Here is a 23,142-nt window from a genome sequence, read left to right as displayed (position 1 = left end):
GCCGCGCCCTGCTCCCGCTGCCGTGCCCTGCCTCCGACAACCTGCCTTGCTCCCGCCGCCGCGCCCTGCTCCCGCCGCCGCGCCCCGCCCCCGCCGCCGTGCCTTGCTCCCGTCGCCGCGCCCCGCCCCCGCCGCCGTACCCTGCCCGGGCGGACGGTCCGGGTGAACGGTTCCTGCCCGGGCAGGCGGACGGCCCTTGCTCGCGGAGCGCGCCGCTACCAGGCGAAGGCCTCCGGGGACGGCCCCGGGCCGGGGAAGACCTCGTCCAGGCCCGCCAGCAGCTCCCCGCTCAGCTCCAGCTCGACCGCGCGCAGCGCCGAGTCGAGCTGCTCGGCCGTGCGCGGGCCGACGATGGGGCCGGTCACGCCGGGACGGGTGAGCAGCCAGGCCAGGGCCGCCTCGCCGGGCTCGACGCCGTGCTTTTCGAGGAGGTCCTCGTAGGCCTGGATCCGGGTACGGGTCTTGGCGTCGGCGAGGGCGTCGGCGGCCCGTCCGGAGGCGCGGCGGCCGCCCTCCGCCTGCTTCTTGATGACGCCGCCGAGCAGCCCGCCGTGCAGCGGCGACCAGGGGATGACCCCGAGCCCGTACTCCTGCGCGGCCGGGATGACCTCCATCTCGGCGCGCCGCTCGGCCAGGTTGTACAGGCACTGCTCGCTGACGAGGCCGATGGCGCCGCCGCGGCGGGCGGCGGTCTCGTTGGCCTGGGCGATCTTGTAGCCGGGGAAGTTGGACGACCCGGCGTACAGGATCTTGCCCTGCCGGACCAGCACGTCGATGGCCTGCCAGATCTCCTCGAAGGGAGTGCTGCGGTCGATGTGGTGGAACTGGTAGAGGTCGATGTGGTCGGTGCCGAGCCGCTTCAGGCTCGCGTCGACGGCCCGCCGGATGTTCAGCGCGGAGAGCTTGTCGTGGTTGGGCCAGGCACCGCCGTCGGCGGCCATGTTGCCGTACACCTTCGTGGCGAGGACGACCCGGTCGCGCCGCCCGCCGCCCTTGGCGAACCAGCTGCCGATGATCTCCTCGGTACGGCCCTTGTTCTCGCCGCCGCCGTACACGTTCGCGGTGTCGAAGAAGTTGATGCCCGCACCGAGCGCCGCGTCCATGATCGCGTGGCTGTCGTTCTCGTCGGTCTGCGGGCCGAAGTTCATGGTGCCGAGGACGAGGCGGCTGACCTTGAGTCCGGTACGTCCGAGCTGCGTGTACTTCATGAGGCACAAGCCAACGACTTCGAGTGCGCTCGATGCAAGGGGAGCCGGGCGGGCGAGGCCGCGGCCCGGCTGGGCGAAGGGGTCCTGAGGCCGGGCGGACGGGTCAGTCGCGGGGGAACTCGTCGGTCTTGACGGTGAGGCCGACCACGGTGCCGGTGAGGTCGATGTCGTCGCCGAAGTCGATCTTCGTCCGCGTGACGTAGTCACCGTCCTTGGGGCGGGTGGAGAGGTAGCGCCGGCCCTTGTAAGGGTCGGCGATGACGTAGACCGGTACTTACGATGTTTCCCCCGACGATCTCAACCTTCGTTCCCTCGGGGACGGGCATCTTCTCGAGCCACTCGAACATGACGTCCAGAGACAGCTCGACGCTCTCCTCGGCCATGGTGATCCTGTCCTCAGTGACGGTCATCGTGGCGCTCCTGCCCGGCCGCACTCGCTCGAGTGCCGCCGCGCAGTACAACGATAGGCACGGTGACCGGTGACCGGTGACCGGTGACCGGGTTACGGCGCGGAGCGCATATGCCGGCAGCGGGTGCGGGCGCGGCGCTCAGCGCGCGTACTCCCCACCCAGTTCCCACCCCTGGTACATCGCCTCCGCGAAGGCCGAGGCCAGCTGGTGCTCGCCGCTGGCGTTGGGGTGGGTGCCGTCGTAGGTGTCGGTGTCGATGTCCCAGGTCGGCGGGACCGAGGCCATGAGGATCGGGGAGGCCGGTTCGTCCAGGTCGGCGGCGGTCTTCGCCAGGAGTTCGTTGAAGCGGGCGACCTGGGCGGCGAAGGGCTCGTCGTTCGCGGCCCGGATGTTGTGGATGACCGGCAGCCACACCATGGCGATCCGGGGGTTCGCCGCGCGGGCCTCGGCGACGAAGGCGCGCGCGTTGTCCGCCGTCTGCTCGGCGTTCGTGTAGAAGCCCAGATCGATCAGGCCGAGCGAGACCAGCAGGACGTCCGCCCGGGAGCTGCGGACCGCCTCGCCGATCAGCGGCGTCATGTGCGCCCAGCCCTCGCCCCAGCCGGCCAGATGCCCGCGCGGGAAGTCCGGATCGGCGTAGGCGTACGACGAGGGGCTGTCCGTCGCCTTGTCGTAGAGCGTCTCGCGTGGGCCGACCAGCGTGAACGGGCCGCCGTACGCGGCGCACAGGTGCTGCCACAGGCGGTAGCGCCAGGTGTGGTCGCCCGTGCTGCCGATCGTCATCGAGTCGCCTACGGGCATGAACCTGAGCATCCGCTCATGATGAGGGATCGCGAGGGGATCACCGTCGCCGGGGGCGTGTGAGACCGGCCACGGGCAGGTGAACAGCCGGGCGGGATGGCAGGCTTGGGGGCATGCGCCGACCTTTCGCCGTCCGAGCCGGAGCCCTGGTGACCGGAGTCCTGCTGCCCGGGGCCCTCCTCTCGGGAGCCTTCGCCGTGCTCGCCGGGCCCGCCGCGGGCGCCGCCTCCGCGGCCGACGGCGACAAGGGGTTCACGATCGAGGACCCGCGCATCACCGAGTCCAGCGGCCTCGCCGCCTCGCGGCGGCACCCGGGCGTCTACTGGACCCACAACGACAGCGACGACGGCCCCTACCTCTACGCCGTCGACAGCGCGACGGGGAAGACCGTCGCCCGGGTCACCCTGACCGGGATCGGGACGCCTCGTGACGTCGAGGCGATCTCCGTCGGCCCCGACGGCGAGATCTGGGTCGGCGACATCGGCGACAACCTCGGCGGCACCTGGAAATACGTGTGGATCTACCGGCTCCCCGAGCCGAAGAAGCTCGTCGACCAGACCGTGCGGGCCACGCAGTACGTCGTGAAGTACTCCGACGGCCCCCGCGACGCGGAGTCGCTCCTCGTGCACCCCAGAACCGGGCGCGTCTACGTCATCGACAAGAAGGAGGACGGTGGGCACCTCTACGAGGGGCCGGCGAAGCTCTCCGCCTCCGGGGCCAACGTCTTCAGGCCCGTCGCCGCCGTCGACCTGTGGGCCACCGACGCCGCCTTCTCCCCGGACGGCTCCCAACTCGCCGTCCGCGGCTACTTCGGCGGCATCTCCTACGCCTGGAACGGCGGCAGGATCAAGCGCGAGGGGCGGCTCGACGTGCCCCTGCAACGGCAGGGCGAGTCCGTCAGCTACTCGGCCGACGGCCGCAAGCTCCTGTACGGGAGCGAGGGCTCCCACAGCTCCGTGGTGGCCGAGGACGCGCCCGAGAGCGCCTCGTCCGGCTCCAAGTCCTCCTCCGGGGGCGGGAGTTCCAGCGCCTCCGGCGAGGACGGCGGGTCCTCCGCGACGGGCGGCGTCAAGGTCGGCGCGCTCGCCCTCGTCGCGGTGTGCGCCGCCTTCTTCGGCCTGCGCCGGCTCCGGCGACGCGGCTGAGGCGGCCGAGCGGCGCCGGCCGGGGCCGACGCCCGTGCCGTATCCGCCGCCGGCGTGCTTGCTGCGGCCCTCCTTCTTGACGTGGCCATGGTGTGTCAGTTTCCTGGGGGGTGCGCGGTGTATGGGAGCGCTCCCATATGTTCCGGGACCGCGCCTCCGAGAGGAAGCGAGATGTTCCGCAGCTTGCGAAGAGTGCTGTGCGCCGTCGCCGCCGCGCTCCTGATACCGCTGGGCGCCGGCGCCGAGGCGGCCCACGCGACCGGGGACGTCGCGGCCGACGCCGGCGCCGGCTACTGGCACACCAGCGGCCGGCAGATCCTCGACGCCGCCGGGCAGCCGGTCCGGATCGCCGGGATCAACTGGTTCGGCTTCGAGACCGGCAACCACGTCGTGCACGGCCTCTGGTCGCGCGACTACAAGAGCATGATCGATCAGATGAAGTCGCTGGGTTACAACACGATCCGCGTCCCCTACAGCGACGACGTCCTCAAGCCCGGGACCGTGCCCGACAGCATCGACTTCTCCAGCGGCAAGAACGCCGACCTCCAGGGCCTCGACTCCCTCCAGGTCCTGGACAAGCTCGTCGCGTACGCCGGCCGGGACGGCCTGAAGGTCATCCTCGACCGGCACCGCCCGGACTCGGGCGGACAGTCGGCGCTCTGGTACACGGCCGCCGTGCCCGAATCGACCTGGATCGCCAACCTCAAGGCGCTCGCGGCCCGTTACCAGGGCCAGGACACGGTCGTCGGCATCGACCTCCACAACGAGCCGCACGATCCCGCCTGCTGGGGCTGCGGGGACCCGGCGACGGACTGGCGGCTGGCCGCACAGCGGGCCGGCAACGCGGTCCTGTCCGTCAACCCGAGCCTGCTGGTCTTCGTCGAGGGCGTGCAGACCTTCAACGGCGTCTCCGGCTGGTGGGGCGGCAACCTGATGGGCGTCGGCCAGTACCCGGTGCAGTTGAGCGTGGCGAACCGGGTGGTGTACTCGGCTCACGACTACGCCACCAGCGTCGCCCAGCAGAGCTGGTTCAGCGACCCGGCGTTCCCCGCCAACATGCCGGGGATCTGGGACAAGTACTGGGGATACATCTTCAAGCAGAACATCGCCCCCGTCTGGGTGGGCGAGTTCGGCACGACCCTGCAGTCCACGGTGGACCAGAAGTGGCTGGCGGCGCTGGTGAGCTATCTGCGGCCGACGTCCACGTACGGCGCGGACTCCTTCCACTGGACCTTCTGGTCCTGGAACCCCAACTCCGGTGACACCGGCGGAATCCTGAAGGACGACTGGCAGACCGTCGACACCGTCAAGGACGGGTACCTGGCGAGCGTCAAGGCGCCGGGCTTCCCGAGCGGCGGAGGCGGCGGAGGGGGCGGAGGGGGCGGCGGCGGTGGCACGGCCGCCTGCACCGCCTCCTACACCGTCGGCAGCGACTGGGGCGGCGGCTTCAACGCCGAGGTGAAGGTGACCAACACCGGCACCAGCGCGCTCGGTTCGTGGAAGGTGAGCTGGACCTGGAGCGGCTCGCAGCAGATCACGAACATGTGGAACGCCTCGTACACGCAGAGCGGGGCCACCGTGACCGCGGTGAACGCCGCGCACAACGGAGCGGTCCCGGCCGGCGGCTCGACGAGCTTCGGCTTCGGCGGCGCGCCCGGGGGAGGGACGGCGCCCGGCCTGAGCTGCACCGCGACGTGAGAGCGGGGTGCCCGGTGAACCGTTCATCGGGCACCGGTCGGAAGTCGCCCGTGACGCAAACGAGTTCCAAATTTTCGGTCGAAGAGGTTCTTGAGGCCGTACTTCTCCGGAAGGATCCCGCCAGGGTCGCGAACCTTGCGGTCCCGCAGAACCCCCCATGGTGTGAAGGAACTTCATGAGAAGAAGCACAGCCGTGCTGTGCGGCGCGACCGTCGTACTGGCCGGAACACTCACGGCCGCCCCGGCCGAGGCCACGACGTCGCCGTCCGCGCAGGCCGCCCAGGCGCCGAAGGTCACCTGGAAGAAGTGCGCCACGGAGGACTCGCCGACCCTGCAGTGCGCGACGGTCAAGGTGCCGCTCGACTACGCCAGGCCGCAGGGCCGGAAGATAACGCTGGCCCTGTCCCGGGTCCCGCACACCGCGCGCACGTTCCAGGGCCCGCTGCTGGTCAACCCCGGTGGCCCCGGCGGCAGCGGTCTGTCCCTCGCCGGGTTCGTCGCGTCCTCGCTGCCCCAGGCGGTCGCGTCCCAGTACGACATCATCGGCTTCGACCCGCGAGGCGTGGGCGAGAGCAAGCCCGCCCTGGACTGCAAGCCGGGCTACTTCAACCCGGTCCGTCCGGACTCCGTGCCCCGCACGGCCGCGATCGAGAAGGCCGACCTCGCGCGCGTCAAGTCCTTCGCCAAGGCCTGCGGCACGAAGTACGCGGACATCCTGCCGCACATCAACACGGTCAACGCCGTGAAGGACATGGACGCGATCCGCAAGGCGCTCGGCGCCCAGAAGATCAACTACTTCGGCTACTCGTACGGCACCTACCTGGGCCAGGTCTACGCCAAGCTCTTCCCGACCCGGGTGCGCCGCCTGGTGCTGGACTCGATCGTCGACCCCGGCGGAGTCTGGTACGACGCCAACATCTCGCAGGACTACGCCTTCGACGCCCGTCACAAGGCGCTCATGGCGTGGATCGCCAAGTACGACGGCACGTACAAGCTCGGGACGGACCCGGCCAGGATCGAGGCCAAGTGGTACGCCATGCGGGCCGAACTCGCCAAGAAGCCGGCCGGCGGAAAGGTGGGCGCCTCCGAGCTCGAGGACACCTTCATCCCCGGCGGCTACTACAACGGCTACTGGCCCTCCCTCGCCGAGGCGTTCGCCGCCTACGTGAACGACAAGAACGCCACCCCGCTCGTCAAGGCGTACGAGGGCATGGCGGCCGTCGACGCCTCCGGCGACAACGGCTACAGCGTCTACACCGCCGTGCAGTGCCGTGACGTGTCCTGGCCGCGCGACTGGAACCAGTGGCGCAAGGACAACTGGGCCGTGTACAAGAAGGCCCCGCTCATGGCCTGGAACAACGCCTGGTACAACGCGCCCTGCGCGTTCTGGCCCACCAAGGCGATGAAGCCGGTGAACGTCGCCAACAGCAAGCTGCCGCCGGTGCTGCTGTTCCAGGCGACGAACGACGCGGCCACCCCCTACCAGGGCGGCGTCGCCGTCCACCGCCTGCTCAAGCACTCCAGCCTGGTGGTCGAGCAGGGCGGCGGCAACCACGGCATCACGCTGAGCGGCAACGCCTGTCTGGACGAGTACCTGGCGAAGTACCTGACCGACGGCACCGTGCCGCGCGGCGGCGGCGTGGCCGACGCGGTCTGCAAGAAGACCGCCGACCCCGAGCCGGCGGCCGCCGCGCCGTCCGCCCTGGCCGCCGGGCAGCCGGCCGCCGCGGCTCCCGCCGACGCCCTGCACCGGATGCTCGGCTTCCGCGGCTGACGGCCCGCCGCGGGACGAAGACGTGAGGGGTGCCCGGTGACCACCGGGCGCCCCTCATCGTCGAACGGAGGCGATGGTCACGCAGGTGACCGTCGCGGAAGCGGTCAGAGCTTGTCGATCACGTAGTCGACGCACTTAGTGAGCGCCTCGACGTCCGCCGGGTCGATCGCCGGGAACATCGCGACGCGCAGCTGGTTGCGGCCGAGCTTGCGGTAGGGCTCGGTGTCCACGACGCCGTTGGCGCGCAGCACCTTGGCGACGGCGGCCGCGTCCACGTCGTCGGTGAAGTCGATCGTGCCGATGACCTGGGAGCGCTTGGCCGGGTCGGCGACGAAGGGGTTCGCGTACTTGACGTCCTCGGCCCACCCGTAGAGCGTGCGCGCCGAGGTGGCGGTGCGCCGCACCGACCAGTCCAGGCCGCCCTGGCCGTTGATCCACTCCAGCTGCTCGTTCAGCAGGAACAGGGTGGCGAGGGCCGGGGTGTTGTACGTCTGGTTCTTGCGGGAGTTGTCGATCGCCGTCGGCAGGCTGAAGAACTCCGGGATGTGCCGGCCGGACGCGTGGATCCGCTCGGCGCGCTCGATCGCGGCCGGGGAGAAGACGCCGATCCACAGGCCGCCGTCGGAGGCGAAGGACTTCTGCGGGGCGAAGTAGTAGACGTCCGTCTCGGCGATGTCGACCGGGAGGCCGCCGGCGCCGGAGGTCGCGTCGACCAGGACCAGCGCGCCCTCGTCGGCGCCCTGCACCCGCTTGAGCGGGGCGGCGACACCGGTGGAGGTCTCGTTGTGGGTGAACGCGTACACGTCGACGCCCGCCTCGGCCGCCGGCTCGGGGTGCGTGCCGGGATCGGAGGAGATCACCGTGGGATCGGCCAGCCAGGGGGCGAGCTTGGCGGCCTTGGCGAACTTCGAGCTGAACTCGCCGAACGCGAGGTGCTGCGACCTGTTCTCGATCAGGCCGTGGGTCGCGATGTCCCAGAACGCGGTGGAGCCGCCGTTGCCGAGGACGACCTCGTAGCCCTCGGGGAGCGAGAACAGCTCGGAGACGCCCTCGCGCACCTTGCCGACCAGGTTCTTCACCGGGGCCTGGCGGTGGGAGGTGCCGAGCAGGGACGTGCCGGTGGCGGCCAGGGCGTCCAGCGCCTCCACCCGCACCTTGGAGGGGCCCGCGCCGAATCGACCGTCGGCGGGCTTGATGTCAGCAGGAATCCGGATCTCAGCCACGGAAGCGAGGTTAGCCGGTGCGGGAAACCTGGGTGAAACCTCGTCCGTCGGGTGAGACGGGTCCGGGGCGCGCTCCCGGCGTCGTCCCGTCGTCGTCCCGGGGGGCCCGGCCGACGGGCTGTGGGCGCGGACGCATGCTGGTTTGCTGAAGCCATGACGGATCTCGAAGCCGCTCTGCGCAAGGTCGTCCGGGGCGAGGTCGCGTTCGACGTGACCTCCCGCGCGCTCACCACGATGGACGCGTCCAACTACCGCCGGGTCCCGCTCGGCGTCGTCGCGCCCCGGGACGAGGACGACGTGGCCGCCGTCCTGGAGGTGTGCCGGGAGCACCGGACGCCGGTCGTCGCGCGCGGCGGCGGGACGTCGATCGCGGGACAGGCCACCGGGACCGGCGTCGTGCTCGACTTCACCCGGCACATGAACCGGCTGGTCCGGCTCGACCCGGACGCGCGGACGGCCGTCGTGCAGCCGGGGCTGGTGCTCGACCGGCTCCAGGAGGCCGCCGCCCCGCACGGGCTGCGCTTCGGGCCCGACCCCTCCACCCACAGCCGGTGCACGCTCGGCGGGATGATCGGCAACAACGCCTGCGGCTCGCACTCGGTGGCCTGGGGCACGACGGCCGACAACGTGCGCGAGCTGCGCGTCGTCACCGCGCGCGGCCGACGGCTGCGGACCGGGCCGGGGTGGTCGGGGGCGCCGGACGGGCTGCGCGCCCTGGTGGACGGGGAGCTGGCCCGGCTGCGGACCGGCTTTCCCGAACTGCCCCGCCGTATCTCGGGGTACGCGCTGGACGCGCTGCTGCCGGAGAACGGCGCGGACGTCGCCCGCTCCCTCTGCGGCAGCGAAGGCACCCTGGGCGTGCTCACGGAGGCCGTCGTCCGGCTCGTCGAGGCGCCCCGCGCGCGTGCCCTCGCGGTGCTCGGCTACGCGGACGAGGGGGCCGCCGCCGACGCGGCGGCCGGTCTGCTGCCGTTCGGGCCGCTGACGGTGGAGGGCATGGCGGCCGACCTGGTGCCGTCGGGCGCGGCGGCCGGGCTGCCGCGGGGCGGCGCCTGGCTGTTCGTGGAGACGGGCGGCGACTCGCGGAGCGAGGCACACGCGCGTGCCCGCACGATCGTGCGCGCGGCGGACGTCCTGGACGCGCGGATCGTGGAGGACCCCGCCGGGCAGCGAGCGCTGTGGCGGATCCGCGAGGACGCGAGCGGGACGGCCACCCGGACGCGGGACGGCGCCGAGGCCTGGCCCGGCTGGGAGGACTGCGCGGTGCCGCCGGCCCGGCTCGGCGCGTATCTTCGCGACTTCCGGGGCCTGCTCGCCGGCCATGGCCTGCGCGGCACGCCGTACGGGCACTTCGGGGACGGCTGCATCCACGTCCGCATCGACTTCGACCTGCTGACGGAGGCGGGGATCGCCCGCTTCCGCCGGTTCTCCGAGGAGCTGGCCGCACTGGTCGTGGCCCACGGCGGCTCCCTCTCGGGGGAGCACGGCGACGGGCAGGCGCGGGCCGAGCTGCTGCCGAGGATGTACGGGCGGGCCATGGTCGCGCTGTTCGAGCGGGCCAAGGCGGTCTGGGACCCGGACGACCTGCTCAACCCGGGGATGCTGGTGCGGCCCGCGCCCCTCGACGGCAACCTGCGCTTCGCCGTGCTCCCGCGGCTGCCGGTCGACGTGGAGTTCGGCTACCCCGCCGACGGCGGGGACTTCTCGGCGGCGGTGCGCCGGTGCGTGGGCGTCGCCAAGTGCCGGACGGCGCCCCCGCCGGGGGCGGCGTCCGGAGCGGAGGTGATGTGCCCGTCGTTCCGTGTCACGGGCCGGGAGGAGCACTCCACGCGCGGGCGGGCCCGGCTGCTGCACGAGATGCTCGCCGGCGACCCGGTGACCGGCGGCTGGCGCTCCACGGAGGTCCTGGACGCCCTCGACCTGTGCCTGTCCTGCAAGGGCTGCCGCTCCGACTGCCCGGTCGGGGTCGACATGGCCACCTACAAGGCGGAGTTCCTGCACCACCACTACGAGGGGCGCAGGCGTCCGGCCGCGCACTACAGCATGGGTCTGCTGCCGGTGTGGCTGCGCTGGGTGAGCCGGTTGCGGGCGGCCGCCCTGATCAACGCGTTCGCCTCGGTCGGCCCGTCGGCCGGACTCGTCAAGCGGCTGGGCGGGATCGCGGCGGAACGGGACGTCCCGCGACTGGCACGGCGGACGTTCACCGGCTGGTGGCGCGCGCGGGGCCCCGCCGCCGGGCCGGGACGCGGCGGTGAGCTGGTGGTGCTGTGGCCGGACACCTTCACCGAGCACCTCTCGCCGTCCGTGGGCCGGGCGGCCGTGCGGGTGCTGGAGGCGGCGGGGCTGCGGGTGGCGCTGCCGCCGGCCCTGCGGATGCGCGGACGGCCGGTGGGCGACGGCCGGTCGAGGAACCCGGCCGCGCTGCTGACCGCCCGCCGGGGCCGGGTCTGCTGCGGACTCACCTATGTCTCCACCGGCCAGCTCGACCGCGCGCGGGCGGTGCTGCGCCGCACGCTCGACCTGATGGAGCCGGTGCTGGAGACGGCCGCCCCGGTCGTCGTCCTGGAGCCGAGCTGCGCGGCCGCCCTGCGCACCGACCTGCCCGCGCTGCTGCACGACGATCCGCGCGCGGGTCGCCTCGCCGCACGCGTCCTCACCTTCGCGGAGGCGCTGGAGCGGCACGCCCCCGGCTGGGCGCCGCCCCGTCTGGAGCGTCCTGTGGTCGGGCAGACCCACTGCCATCAGCACGCGGTCCTGGGCGACGCGGCCGAGCGGCGGCTGCGCGCGGCCGCGGGGCTCACCGGCGAACTGAGCGGCGGGTGCTGCGGTCTCGCCGGCGACTTCGGCTTCGCCCGGGGCCACTTCGAGGTGTCGGCGGCCTGCGCGGAGGAGCGGCTGCTGCCGGCCGTGCGGGACGCCCCGCAGGGCTCGGTCGTCCTGGCGGACGGGTTCTCCTGCCGGACGCAGCTGGAACAGCTGGCGGGGGTGCGGGGCCGGCATCTCGCGGAGGTGCTGGCGGCGGGGCTCCCGGACGGCTCGCATGCCTCAGGGACGTGACGTCTCACAACCCGAGACAGCGGCATAACCGGTTCACACCCCTGACCCAGTCCATTACTCTGGACTCGACAGTGCAGCTTGATGTACGCACCCGTGCCGAGCCCCAGGACCGCCCGTGACTGCCCCCGACGCCGCCGCCCCGTCCCAGCTCGCCCCCGGCGGCACCGCGGGGGACCCTCCCGGCCGCCTGGGCGCCCTCGGTCCCGTCGGCCTCGTGTTCGCGGGCGGCGTCTCGGTGCAGTTCGGCGGCGCGCTGGCGGTGACGTTGATGCCGAGGGCGGGCGCGCTGGGCGTGGTGGCGCTGCGGCTGCTGGTCGCGGCGGTGGTCCTGCTGGTGTTCTGCCGGCCCCGGCTGCGCGGCCACTCCCGTACGGACTGGGGCACCGTCGTCGTCTTCGGCGTCACGCTGGCCGCGATGAACGGCCTCTTCTACCAGGCGCTGGACCGCATCCCGCTGGGTGCGGCGGTGACGCTGGAGGTCCTCGGGCCGCTCACCCTGTCGGTCGTCGTCTCGCGCCGGGCGCTGAACCTGGTGTGGGCCGGACTGGCTCTCATCGGCGTCTTCCTGCTCAGCGGCGGCGGCGGACACGGCGGGGACGGCGGCGGGTTCGGCGGCGACCTCGACCTGGCGGGCGTGGCGTTCGCGCTGGGGGCGGGGGTGATGTGGGCGGCCTACATCGTGTTCAGCGCCCGCACGGGCCGTCGTTTCCCGAAGGCGGACGGTCTGGCCCTGGCGATGGCGGTGGGCGCGCTGCTGTTCCTCCCGCTGGGGCTCGCCGAGGCGGGCACGAAACTGGCAGACCCGGTGACGCTGGGCCTGGGTGCGGCGATCGCCCTGCTCTCCTCCGTCCTCCCGTACACCCTCGAACTCCTCGCGCTGCGCCGCCTGCCCTCCTCCACCTTCGCGGTCCTGATGAGCCTGGAGCCGGCCATCGCCGCCACGGCGGGCTTCCTCATCCTCGACCAGGCCATGACGGCCGTCCAGGCGGCCGCGATCGCCCTGGTCGTCGGGGCCAGCATGGGCGCGGTGCGCACGCAGGTGGGGCGGGCGAAGACGGCGGTCCCCGAGGCCTGAGCGGCACGCGGGGCTATCGCGGCGGACCGCACGAAGCCCCTGCGCGAGCCGCCGCCCTCCCTGCCGTCACCGCGCTTCCTGTCGTCCCCGCGCTTTCTGCCGTCGCCGCGCTTCCTGTCGTCACCCCCCTCCCTGCCGTCGCCGCCCTCCCTGCCGTCACCGCGCTTCCCGCCCGTCACCGCCTCCCCGCGCCGAGGCCGTCCTTCCCGGCCGAGTGCCGCCATGGCGGCACGCGCACGGTCGTCGCCTTCCCTGCGCCATCGCCGTCCGGCCGCTTCGGCCCTGGTGTGGCCGCGCACGGTCGCCGCCTTTCTCGCGCCGTCGCCTCTCGGCCGCTTCGGCCCCGGTGTGGCCGCGCACGGTCGCCGCCTTCCCTGCGCCATCGCCGCCAGGCCGCTTCGGCCCTGGTGTGGCCGCGCACGGTCGTCGCCCTTCTCGCGCCGTCGCCGCCGTTCCCGTGCGGTGGCGTCTCCCTTCCCGCGCCGTCGCCGCCCGGCCGTCTCCCGTCACGCCCCCGCCGCGCACGGTCACGGCCTGATTCATGCAAGCATGCTTGATTGTTTCTCCGTCCGCTGCCATGCTCCAGCCCATGGCCGATGCGACCCCCGTGCTCGACGACCTCCGCGCCGAAAGCGACCAACTCGACCGGCTGGTAGCCGAGTTGGATGCGCAGCAATGGACGCGCCCCACCCCCGCCCCCGGCTGGACCGTCGCCCACCAGATCGCGCACCTCGCCTGGACCGACCACTCCTCCGTGCTGGCCGTGACCGACCCGGACGCCTTCGCCCGTGAGGTGGAGAAGGCGCTGGCCGCGCCCGGGGACTTCGTCGACAACGGCGCCGAGGAGGGCGCGGCGAAGCCGCCCGCCCAGCTGCTCGCCGACTGGCGGGCCGGACGCCGGGCCCTGGACGAGGCCCTGCGGGCAGCCCCGGCAGGCGCACGGTTCCCCTGGTACGGGCCGCCCATGGCGGCCGCCTCGATGGCCACCGCCCGGCTCATGGAGACCTGGGCCCACGGGCTGGACGTGGCGGACGCGCTGGGCGCGGCCCCCGTGCCCACCGACCGGCTGCGGCACATCGTCCGCCTCGGTGTGCGCACCCGTGACTTCGCCTTCGGCGTGCACGGACTGCCCGTCCCGTTCGAGGAGTTCCGCGTGGAACTGCGCGGCCCCTCGGGCGAGTCGTGGATCCACGGCCCCGAGGACGCCACGGACCGCGTCACCGGCCCGGCCCTCGACTTCTGCCTGCTGGTCACCCAGCGCGCCCACCGCGCCGACCTCGCCCTGCGCGCCGAGGGGCCCGACGCCGACCGCTGGCTGGACGTCGCCCAGGCCTTCGCCGGCCCGCCCGGCAGCGGCCGTCCGCCGAAGGGGGCCGCCCGGTGACGGTCCTGCGGATCGGCAACGCGTCCGGCTTCTACGGCGACCGCTTCGACGCCCTGCGCGAGATGCTCGCCGGCGGCGAACTCGACGTCCTCACCGGCGACTACCTCGCCGAGCTCACCATGCTCATCCTCGGGCGCGACCGGCTGAAGGACCCCGCCGCCGGGTACGCCCGCACGTTCCTGCGCCAGCTGGAGGAGTCGCTCGGCCTCGCCCACGAGCGGGGCGTGCGGATCGTCACCAACGCCGGCGGACTCAACCCCGCCGGACTCGCCGACGCCGTGAGGCAGTTGGCGGAACAGCTCGGCATACCCGTGCGCGTCGCGCATGTCGAGGGCGACGACCTGGGCCCCCGGTACCCCGACAGCCTCACCGCGCACGCCTACCTCGGCGGCTTCGGCATCGCCGCGTGTCTGCGCGAGGGCGCCGACGTCGTCGTCACCGGGCGGGTCACCGACGCGGCCCTCGTGACCGGTCCGGCCGTCGCCCGCTTCGGCTGGCGGCCGACGCAGTACGACCGGCTCGCGGGCGCCGTCGTCGCCGGTCACGTCCTGGAGTGCGGCACGCAGGCCACCGGCGGCAACTACGCCTTCTTCGCCGACGGCCGGCCCGGCGGCGGGGCCGGCCGCGATCTGCGCCGGCCCGGCTTCCCCCTCGCCGAGATCCACGAGGACGGCAGCTGCGTCATCACCAAGCACCCCGGCACGGGCGGCTTCGTCGACGTCGGCACGGTGACCGCCCAGCTCCTGTACGAGACCGCCGGCGCCCGGTACGCCGGACCCGACGTCACCGCCCGCCTGGACACCGTGCGACTCGCCCAGGACGGCCCCGACCGGGTGCGCATCCACGGCGTGCGCGGTGAGGCCCCGCCCCCGGCCCTCAAGGTCGGCCGGACCCGCCTGGGGGGGTTCCGCAACGAGGTCGTCTTCGTCCTCACCGGTCTGGACATCGAGGCCAAGGCCGCGCTGGTGCGGGAGCAGATGGCGGACGCGCTCGCCACATCGCCTCCACAGGACGTGCGTTGGGAGCTGGTGCGCACCGACCGGCCGGACGCGGACACCGAGGAGACGGCGAGCGCCCTGCTGCGGCTCGTCGTCCGGGACCCGGAACAGGCCGTCGTGGGACGGGCGTTGAGCGGAGCCGCGGTGGAGCTGGCGCTGGCGAGCTACCCCGGCTTCCATGTGCTCGCCCCGCCCGGGAAGGGCGCCGCCTACGGGGTGTTCGAGGCCGCGTACGTCCCCCAGGACGACGTCGAGCACGTCGCGGTCCTCCCCGACGGGCGCAGGCTGTCCGTGCCCGCTCCGTCGGCCGCCGGGACCCGCGTCCTCGAACCGGTGGCGGAACCCGCCCTGCCCGAGCCGCCGCCCGCGGGCCCCGTGCGCCGCGCACCCCTCGGGCTCGTCGCCGGCGCCCGCAGCGGCGACAAGGGCTCCGACGCCAACGTGGGGGTGTGGGCGCGCACGGACGAGGCCTGGCGCTGGCTCGCCCACGAACTGACCGTCGACCGGTTCCGCGAGCTGCTCCCGGAGAGCCGGCCCCTGACCGTCACCCGACACGCCCTGCCCGGCCTGCGCGCCCTGAACTTCGTCGTCGAGGGCCTCCTCGGCGCCGGCGTCGCCGCCCAGCACCGCTTCGACCCGCAGGCCAAGGCGCTCGGCGAATGGCTGCGCTCCCGCTGCCTGGACATCCCGGAGGCCCTGCTGTGACGGTCATCTCTTCCGCCCTGGACATCCACGGCCCCGACTACCGCGCCCACCGCGAGGCCATGCTCGCCAAGCTGGCCGACCTCGACGCCGAGCACGCCAAGGCGCTGGCGGGGGGCGGGGAGAAGTACGTCGCCCGGCACCGCGCCCGCGGCAAGCTCCTCGCCCGTGAGCGCATCGAGCTGCTCCTCGACCCCGACACGCCGTTCCTCGAACTGTCGCCGCTGGCCGCCTGGGGCAGCGACCACACGGTCGGCGCGTCCCTCGTCACCGGCATCGGCGTCGTCGAGGGCGTCGAGTGCCTGATCACGGCGAACGACCCGACCGTGCGCGGGGGCGCCAGCAACCCCTGGTCGCTGAGGAAGGCCCTGCGCGCCGACGACATCGCCCTGGCCAACCGGCTGCCCTGCGTCAGCCTGGTGGAGTCCGGCGGGGCCGACCTGCCCTCGCAGAAGGAGATCTTCATCCCCGGCGGGGGCGTCTTCCGCGACCTGACCCGGCTATCCGCCGCGGGCGTCCCGACCGTCGCCGTGGTCTTCGGCAACTCGACCGCGGGAGGCGCCTACATCCCCGGCATGTCCGACCACGTGATCATGGTCAAAGAGCGGGCGAAGGTCTTCCTCGGCGGGCCGCCCCTGGTGAAGATGGCCACCGGCGAGGAGAGCGACGACGAGTCGCTGGGCGGCGCGGAGATGCACGCGCGCGTGTCGGGCCTCGCCGACTACCTCGCCGTCGACGAACGGGACGCGCTGCGCCAGGCGCGGCGCGTCGTGGCCCGCCTGAACCACCGCAAGGCGTATCCGGATCCCGGCCCGGCCGTCCCTCCCCAGTACGACGAGGAGGAGCTCCTGGGCATCGTCCCCGCGGACCTGCGCACCCCCTTCGACCCGCGCGAGGTGATCGCCCGGATCGTGGACGCCTCCGACTTCGACGAGTTCAAGCCCTTGTACGGGACGAGCCTCGTCACCGGCTGGGCCGCCCTGCACGGCTACCCGGTCGGGATCCTGGCCAACGCCCAGGGCGTGCTCTTCAGCGCGGAGTCCCAGAAGGCCGCGCAGTTCATCCAGCTCGCCAACCAGCGCGACATCCCGCTCCTGTTCCTGCACAACACCACCGGCTACATGGTCGGCCGGGAGTACGAGCAGGGCGGCATCATCAAGCACGGCGCGATGATGATCAACGCGGTGTCCAACTCGAGGGTCCCGCACCTGTCCGTCCTCATGGGCGCGTCGTACGGCGCCGGCCACTACGGCATGTGCGGGCGGGCCTACGACCCCCGGTTCCTCTTCGCCTGGCCGAGCGCCAAGTCGGCCGTGATGGGACCGCAGCAGCTCGCCGGGGTCCTGTCCATCGTCGCCCGTCAGGCGGCGACCGCGAAGGGCCTGCCCTACGACGAGGACGCCGACGCCGCCCTGCGCGCGATGGTGGAACAGCAGATCGAGTCCGAGTCGCTGCCGATGTTCCTCTCGGGACGGCTCTACGACGACGGCGTGATCGACCCGCGCGACACCCGCACCGTGCTCGGCCTGTGCCTGTCGGCCGTCCACACCGCTCCGTACGAGGGCGCCCGCGGCGGCTTCGGCGTCTTCCGGATGTGAGGCTCATGATTACTTCCGTTCTGGTGGCCAACCGCGGCGAGATCGCCTGCCGCGTCTTCCGCACCTGCCGCGAGGCGGGCATCCGCACCGTCGCCGTGCACTCCGACGCCGACGCCGGCGCCCTCCACGCGCGGGTGGCCGACGCGGCCGTGCGGCTGCCCGGATCCACGCCCGCGGAGACCTATCTGCGCGCCGACCTCGTCGTGAAGGCCGCCGTCGCCGCGGGCGCGGACGCCGTGCACCCCGGCTACGGCTTCCTCTCCGAGAACGCCGGCTTCGCGCGCGCCGTCCTGGACGCGGGCCTGCGCTGGATCGGGCCGCCGCCCGAGGCGATCGAGGCGATGGCCTCCAAGACCCGCGCCAAGCGGCTCATGGGCCTCGCGCCCCTGGACCCCGACGAGGTGACGCAGGCCGACCTGCCGGTGCTGGTGAAGGCGGCCGCGGGCGGCGGCGGACGCGGGATGCGCGTCGTGCGCCGCCTTCAGGAGCTGGGCGCCGCGCTGGACGGCGCCCGCGCCGAGGCCGCGAGCGCCTTCGGCGACGGCGAGGTGTTCGTCGAGCCGTACCTGGAGAACGGCCGCCACGTCGAGGTGCAGATCCTCGCCGACGCGCACGGCACGGTGTGGGCGCTCGGCACCCGGGACTGCTCGCTGCAGCGACGGCACCAGAAGGTCGTCGAGGAGGCGCCCGCGCCCGGACTGCCGGACGAGGTCGCCGAGCGGCTGCGCACGCTGGCCGTGCGCGCCGCGCGCGCCGTCGACTACGTCGGCGCGGGCACCGTCGAGTTCCTCGTCGCCGACGGCCGGGCGCACTTCCTGGAGATGAACACCCGCCTCCAGGTCGAACACCCCGTCACCGAGGCCGTCTTCGGCCTCGACCTGGTGGCCGAGCAGCTGCGGATCGCGGAGGGCGCGGCCCTGCCCGCCGAGCCGCCCGCGCGCGGTCACGCGATCGAGGCCCGCCTCTACGCCGAGGACCCCGCGGCCGACTGGACCCCGCAGACCGGCGTCCTGCACCGTCTGACCGTCCCGGACGGCGTCCGCCTGGACACCGGCTACGCCGACGGCGACGAGATCGGCGTGCACTACGACCCCATGCTCGCCAAGGTGATCGCCCACGCCCCCACGCGCGCGGAGGCCCTCCGCAGGCTGGCGGGCGCCCTGGAGCGGTCGGCGATCCACGGTCCGGTCACCAACCGCGACCTCCTCGTCCGCTCGCTGCGCCACGAGGAGTTCGCCTCCGCCCGCATGGACACCGGCTTCTACGACCGCCACCTCGCCGAGCTGACCGAGGCGGTCGCCGACCCGTACGCCCCGCTCGCGGCGGCCCTCGCCGAAGCGGCGGACACCGTCGCGCGCCGGGGCGTCGGCGGCTGGCGCAACCTGCCCTCGCTGCCGCAGACGAAGCGGTACGCGGTCGCGGGCGAGGAGATCGAGGTCCGCTACCGGCACACCCGCACCGGTCTGGCGGCCGAGGGCGTCCAGGTGGTGTCGGCCGGCGCCGGCCTGGTCGTCCTGGAGGTCGACGGCGTCCGGCGCCGCTTCGACATCGCCCGCCACGGCGACCGCGTCCATGTCAACGCCGTGGCCCTCACCGTCCTGCCCCGCTTCCCCGACCCGCAGGTCCAGCACGCCCCGGGATCCCTGCTGGCCCCGATGCCCGGCACCGTCGTCAAGCTCGCGGACGGCCTCGTCACCGGATCGGGTGTCCGGGCCGGTGAACCGCTCCTCTGGCTCGAAGCGATGAAGATGCAACACGTCATCGCGGCCCCGGCGGACGGGACCGTGACGGCGTTGCCGGTGACGCAAGGACAGCAGGTGGAGGTCGGCACGCTCCTGGCCGTGGTCGGGACCGGCCCGCCGCAGGGGACACCGGCAGCCGAGCGACCAGCCCCGACGAGCCCGCAGACGAAGGAGCCACAGTGACCGCCCTCATCGAATCCGACGAGCACAAGGCACTCAGGGCAGCGGTGTCGGCCTTCGCCGGGAGCCACCCCCACGGTTCCGACGACGGCTCCGACGGCAACGCCCTGTGGCAGGCCGCCGCCAAGCTCGGCTACATCGGCGTCAACCTCCCGGAGGCGTACGGCGGCGGAGGCGGCGGCATCACCGAACTCTCCCTGATCCTCGAGGAGTTGGGCGCCGCGGGCAACCCGCTCCTCATGATGATCGTCTCCCCGGCGATCTGCGGCACGGTCATCGCCCGCTTCGGCACGGACGCCCAGCGACGGGAGTGGCTGCCCGCGCTGGCCGACGGCAGCCGCCTCATGGCGTTCGGCATCACCGAGCCCGACGCCGGTTCCAACAGCCACCGCATCACCACCACCGCCCGCCGCGACGGCGCGAGCGGCGACTGGCTGCTGACCGGCCGCAAGGTCTTCGTCTCCGGTGTCGACATCGCCGACGCCACCCTGATCGTCGGCCGCACCGAGGACGCCCGCACCGGCCGGCTCAAGCCCTGCCTGTTCATCGTCCCGCGGGACGCGCCCGGCTTCACCCGCCGCGCCATCGACATGGAACTGCACAGCGTGGAGAAGCAGTTCGAGCTGGTCCTGGACGACGTCCGGCTCCCCGCCGAGGCGCTCGTCGGCGACGAGGACGCGGGGCTGCTGCAACTGTTCGCCGGCCTCAACCCCGAACGCGTCATGACGGCCGCCTTCGCGATCGGCATGGGCCGCCACGCCCTCACGCGAGCCGTCGAGTACGCACGCGAACGCACCGTCTGGAACACCCCCATCGGCGCCCACCAGGCGATCGCGCACCCCCTCGCACAGGCCCACATCGAACTCGAACTGGCCCGTCTGATGATGCAGAAGGCGGCCCGCCTGTACGACGCGGGGGACGACGTCGGCGCGGGCGAGGCCGCCAACATGGCCAAGTACGCGGCCGGAGAGGCCTGCGTGAAGGCCGTCGACCAGGCCGTGCACACCCTCGGCGGCAACGGCCTCACCCGGGAGTTCGGGCTCGCCCGGCTGATAACGGCCTCCCGAGTGGCTCGCATCGCGCCGGTCAGCCGGGAGATGATTCTCAACTACGTCTCCCACCAGACCCTCGGCCTGCCCAAGTCGTACTGAACCGTCTCAACGGCCCGAGCCGGCACCTCGTCGTGCCCGGCGCGCGAGGAGGAACCATGTTCCGCAGCCAGTACGCAGACGTCCCGCCCCTGGACCTGCCCATCCACGACGCCGTGCTCGGCCGCGCCGCCGATTTCGGCGAGCTGCCCGCGCTCGTCGACGGCACGGACGGCACCGCCCTCACCTACGCCCAGGTGGACCGGTTCCACCGCCGGGTCGCCGCCGCGTTCGCCGAGGCCGGCGTCCGCAAGGGCGACGTGCTGGCCCTGCACAGCCCCAACACCGTCGCGTTCCCCCTCGCCTTCTACGCGGCCACGCGCGCGGGCGCCACCGTCACCACCGTGCACCCGCTCGCCACCGCCGAGGAGTTCGCCAGGCAGCTCGGCGACAGCGCGGCCCGCTGGATCGTCACCGTCTCCCCGCTGCTCCAGACGGCCCGGCGGGCGGCCGAACTCGCGGGCGGCGTCGAGGAGATCCTCGTCTGCGACACCGCCCCCGGACACCGCTCGCTGATCGACATGCTCGCCTCGAACGCCCCCGAGCCCCAGGTGGACATCGACCCGGCGCAGGACGTGGCGGTCCTGCCGTACTCCTCCGGCACCACCGGCGTCCCCAAGGGCGTGATGCTCACCCACCGTCAGATCGCCACCAACCTCGACCAGCTCCGGCCGGCCGTCTCCGCCGGCCCCGGCGAACGCATCCTCGCCGTGCTGCCCTTCTTCCACATCTACGGCCTGACCGCCCTGATGAACGCGCCGCTGCGGCAGGGCGCCACGGTCGTCGTACTGCCCCGCTTCGACCTGGAGACGTTCCTCGCGGCCGTCCAGAACCACCGCATCACCGGCCTGTACGTGGCCCCGCCGATCGTCCTCGCCCTCGCCAAGCACCCGGCCGTCGCCCAGTACGACCTGTCGTCCCTGCGCTACGTCGTCAGCGCGGCCGCCCCGCTGGACGCCGACCTCGCCGAGGCCTGCGGGAAACGCCTGAACCTGCCGCCCGTCGGCCAGGCCTACGGCATGACGGAACTGTCCCCGGGCACCCATGTCGTCCCCCTGGACGCCCTGCGCGAAGCCCCCGCCGGCAGCGTCGGCAGACTCATCGCCGGCACCCAGATGCGGATCGTCGCCCTCGACGACCCCGGCCGGGACCTCGACGTCGGCGAGGCGGGCGAGATCCTGATCCGCGGCCCGCAGGTCATGAAGGGCTACCTCGGCCGCCCCGACGCCACCGCCGAGATGATCGACGCGGACGGCTGGCTGCACACCGGCGACGTCGGACGGGTCGACGGCGACGGCTGGCTGTTCGTCGTCGACCGCGTCAAGGAACTCATCAAGTACAAGGGCTTCCAGGTCGCCCCGGCCGAGCTGGAGGCCCTGCTGCTCACCCACCCCGGCATAGCGGACGCGGCCGTCGTCGGCGGCTACGACGACGACCGCAACGAGGTCCCCCACGCACACGTGGTGCGCCGGCCCACCGCGCCCGCCCTGTCCGAAGGAGAGGTCGCCATGTTCGTCGCCGAACGCGTCGCCCCCTACAAACGCGTCCGCAAGGTCACCTTCGTCGACGCGGTCCCGCGCGCCGCCTCCGGCAAGATCCTGCGCCGTCTGCTCAGGGAGCGCACATGACGCCGGCGAGGACGCCCCTGCTGGGACGCAGCCGCGAGCGGGGCGTCGAGACCCTCAGCCTCGACTCGCCCGCCACCCGCAACGCCCTGTCCTCGGCGCTCGTCGGACAGCTCGCCGAGGCGCTCGCCGACTGCGCCGAGGACGCCGACGTGCGCGCCGTCGTCCTCACCCACACCGGCGGCGCCTTCTGCGCGGGCGCCGACCTGCGCGACCCGCCCGACCCCGACGCGTTCGTAACCCTGCTGCGGCAGATCGTCGAGCTGCCCCGGCCGGTCGTCGCCCGCGTCGCCGGCCACGTCCGCGCCGGCGGGCTGGGGCTGCTGGCCGCCTGCGACGTCACGGCCGCCGCCGACGGTTCCACCTTCGCCTTCACCGAGGTGCGCATCGGGGTGGCGCCCGCCGTGATCTCGCTTGCGCTGCTCCCGCGCACCGACCCGCGCGCCCTCACCCGCTACTACCTCACCGGCGAACGCTTCGACGCCGCCGAGGCGGCCCGGATCGGTCTGCTGACCGCGTACGGCGACGACGTCGACGCCGTGCTCGCACCCGTCCTGGACGGACTGCGCAGATCCTCCCCCCAGGGGCTGGCGGAGACGAAACGGCTGCTCACGGCTAGGGTGCTGGAGACATTCGACCGGGACGCCGCCCACCTCACCGCGCTCTCGGCCCGGCTGTTCTCCACCGCGCAGGCCCGCGAGGGGATGACGGCCTTCCTCGAACGACGGGAGCCCGCATGGGTGCTGTGAGCGCAGTCGACCGCGACCGCCTCCCCAAGCAGGACCGCAGCCGGGCCACCCGGCAGCGCCTCCTGGAAGCCGCCGTGGCCTGTCTCGCCGAACACGGCTGGGCGGGCTCCACCGTCTCCGTCGTCGCCGAACGCGCCGGAGTCTCCCGCGGCGCCGCCCAGCACCACTTCCCCACCCGCGAGGACCTGTTCACCGCGGCCGTCGAGTACGTCGCCGAGGAACGCTCCCGCGCGCTGCGCGCCCTGTTCCCCCAGACCGCGGCCGGCGACGCGGCGGCCGACCGCACCGCGGTCGTCGCCGCCCTCGTGGACCTGTACACCGGGCCGCTGTTCCGAGCCGCCCTGCACCTGTGGGTCGCCGCCTCCGACGAGGAGCAGTTGCGCCCCCGGGTGACGGAACTGGAGGCCCGCGTCGGCCGCGAGACCCACCGGATCGCGGTGGAGCTGCTGGGCGCCGACGAGTCCGTGCCCGGGGTCCGCGAGCGCGTCCAGGGCCTGCTCGACATGGCCCGCGGCCTGGGCCTCGCCAACCTCCTCACCGACGACCGGGCCCGCCGCGAACGCGTGGTGGCGCAGTGGGCGGGGCTGCTGGACGGCAAGCTGCGCTGAGGGCGTCGTCGGAGCCG

The 23,142-nt window shown here is 73.4% G+C and carries 17 protein-coding genes; 13 read left to right on the top strand and 4 right to left on the bottom strand.

All coding sequences use genetic code 11. The annotated features are described in order from the left end of the window. Window positions 1–215 precede the first annotated feature (215 nt). From ACFVYK_RS10150 to ACFVYK_RS10140, 3 genes are all read right to left on the bottom strand, one after another. Window positions 216–1,208 (bottom strand): aldo/keto reductase, encoded by a 993-nt coding sequence (locus tag ACFVYK_RS10150; RefSeq protein ID WP_389770996.1) that lies wholly within the window; start codon window positions 1,206–1,208, stop codon window positions 216–218. Window positions 1,209–1,411: 203 nt separating this feature from the next. Beyond that, entirely contained in the window at window positions 1,412–1,618 is a 207-nt protein-coding gene (locus tag ACFVYK_RS10145) for a hypothetical protein (protein ID WP_389770993.1), read from the bottom strand. A gap of 138 nt (window positions 1,619–1,756) precedes the next feature. Continuing rightward, on the bottom strand, window positions 1,757–2,431 hold the full coding sequence (locus ACFVYK_RS10140) for a GDSL-type esterase/lipase family protein (RefSeq protein WP_389770991.1): 675 nt from the start codon (window positions 2,429–2,431) through the stop codon (window positions 1,757–1,759). 101 nt (window positions 2,432–2,532) lie between these two features. On the opposite strand from ACFVYK_RS10140, the gene ACFVYK_RS10135 reads away from it, so the two are divergent. From ACFVYK_RS10135 to ACFVYK_RS10125, 3 genes are all read left to right on the top strand, one after another. Then, window positions 2,533–3,564 (top strand): WD40 repeat domain-containing protein, encoded by a 1,032-nt coding sequence (locus ACFVYK_RS10135; protein WP_389770990.1) that lies wholly within the window; start codon window positions 2,533–2,535, stop codon window positions 3,562–3,564. Window positions 3,565–3,735: 171 nt separating this feature from the next. Then, on the top strand, window positions 3,736–5,262 hold the full coding sequence (locus ACFVYK_RS10130; RefSeq protein WP_389770987.1) for a cellulase family glycosylhydrolase: 1,527 nt from the start codon (window positions 3,736–3,738) through the stop codon (window positions 5,260–5,262). Between the two features lie 175 nt (window positions 5,263–5,437). Beyond that, window positions 5,438–7,036 (top strand): alpha/beta hydrolase, encoded by a 1,599-nt coding sequence (locus ACFVYK_RS10125; protein WP_389770984.1) that lies wholly within the window; start codon window positions 5,438–5,440, stop codon window positions 7,034–7,036. Window positions 7,037–7,140: 104 nt separating this feature from the next. Here the strand turns inward: ACFVYK_RS10125 and serC are convergent, their stop codons facing one another. Next, window positions 7,141–8,259, bottom strand: a complete 1,119-nt coding sequence (serC, locus tag ACFVYK_RS10120; protein ID WP_389770981.1) for a phosphoserine transaminase — start codon at window positions 8,257–8,259, stop codon at window positions 7,141–7,143. Between the two features lie 153 nt (window positions 8,260–8,412). Here serC and ACFVYK_RS10115 point away from each other — a divergent pair, with 153 nt between their 5' ends. From ACFVYK_RS10115 to ACFVYK_RS10070, 10 genes are all read left to right on the top strand, one after another. Then, on the top strand, window positions 8,413–11,316 hold the full coding sequence (locus ACFVYK_RS10115) for an FAD-binding and (Fe-S)-binding domain-containing protein (protein WP_389770979.1): 2,904 nt from the start codon (window positions 8,413–8,415) through the stop codon (window positions 11,314–11,316). A gap of 115 nt (window positions 11,317–11,431) precedes the next feature. Beyond that, window positions 11,432–12,391, top strand: a complete 960-nt coding sequence (locus tag ACFVYK_RS10110; RefSeq protein ID WP_389770976.1) for a DMT family transporter — start codon at window positions 11,432–11,434, stop codon at window positions 12,389–12,391. Window positions 12,392–12,980: 589 nt separating this feature from the next. Continuing rightward, window positions 12,981–13,775, top strand: a complete 795-nt coding sequence (locus ACFVYK_RS10105) for a TIGR03084 family metal-binding protein (protein WP_389770974.1) — start codon at window positions 12,981–12,983, stop codon at window positions 13,773–13,775. After that, window positions 13,772–15,478 (top strand): acyclic terpene utilization AtuA family protein, encoded by a 1,707-nt coding sequence (locus tag ACFVYK_RS10100; protein ID WP_389770971.1) that lies wholly within the window; start codon window positions 13,772–13,774, stop codon window positions 15,476–15,478. The genes ACFVYK_RS10105 and ACFVYK_RS10100 overlap by 4 nt, the downstream gene beginning before the upstream one ends. Beyond that, a complete protein-coding gene (locus ACFVYK_RS10095; protein ID WP_389770968.1) occupies window positions 15,475–17,073 on the top strand; it encodes an acyl-CoA carboxylase subunit beta in 1,599 nt (532 codons plus the stop codon). The genes ACFVYK_RS10100 and ACFVYK_RS10095 overlap by 4 nt, the downstream gene beginning before the upstream one ends. 5 nt (window positions 17,074–17,078) lie before the next feature. Beyond that, on the top strand, window positions 17,079–18,998 hold the full coding sequence (locus ACFVYK_RS10090; RefSeq protein WP_389770965.1) for a biotin carboxylase N-terminal domain-containing protein: 1,920 nt from the start codon (window positions 17,079–17,081) through the stop codon (window positions 18,996–18,998). Beyond that, window positions 18,995–20,146: an acyl-CoA dehydrogenase family protein gene (locus ACFVYK_RS10085; protein WP_389770962.1), complete on the top strand. Its 1,152-nt coding sequence runs from the start codon at window positions 18,995–18,997 to the stop codon at window positions 20,144–20,146. The genes ACFVYK_RS10090 and ACFVYK_RS10085 overlap by 4 nt, the downstream gene beginning before the upstream one ends. A gap of 56 nt (window positions 20,147–20,202) precedes the next feature. Further along, a complete protein-coding gene (locus ACFVYK_RS10080) occupies window positions 20,203–21,771 on the top strand; it encodes a 4-coumarate--CoA ligase family protein (RefSeq protein WP_389770959.1) in 1,569 nt (522 codons plus the stop codon). Continuing rightward, window positions 21,768–22,517 carry an enoyl-CoA hydratase family protein gene (locus ACFVYK_RS10075; RefSeq protein ID WP_389770958.1) on the top strand — a complete coding sequence of 250 codons (750 nt, stop codon included), beginning with the start codon at window positions 21,768–21,770 and terminating at the stop codon, window positions 22,515–22,517. Before ACFVYK_RS10080 ends, ACFVYK_RS10075 begins: the two co-directional genes overlap by 4 nt. Beyond that, window positions 22,505–23,125, top strand: a complete 621-nt coding sequence (locus tag ACFVYK_RS10070) for a TetR/AcrR family transcriptional regulator (RefSeq protein ID WP_389770955.1) — start codon at window positions 22,505–22,507, stop codon at window positions 23,123–23,125. The genes ACFVYK_RS10075 and ACFVYK_RS10070 overlap by 13 nt, the downstream gene beginning before the upstream one ends. The last annotated feature ends 17 nt before the right edge of the window (window positions 23,126–23,142 follow it).

This window comes from Streptomyces sp. NPDC058291, from assembly GCF_042880855.1.
GTDB lineage: Bacteria > Actinomycetota > Actinomycetes > Streptomycetales > Streptomycetaceae > Streptomyces.
Note: the sequence above shows the minus strand (reverse complement) of the source record. Positions and strands in the feature narration are given on the sequence as shown.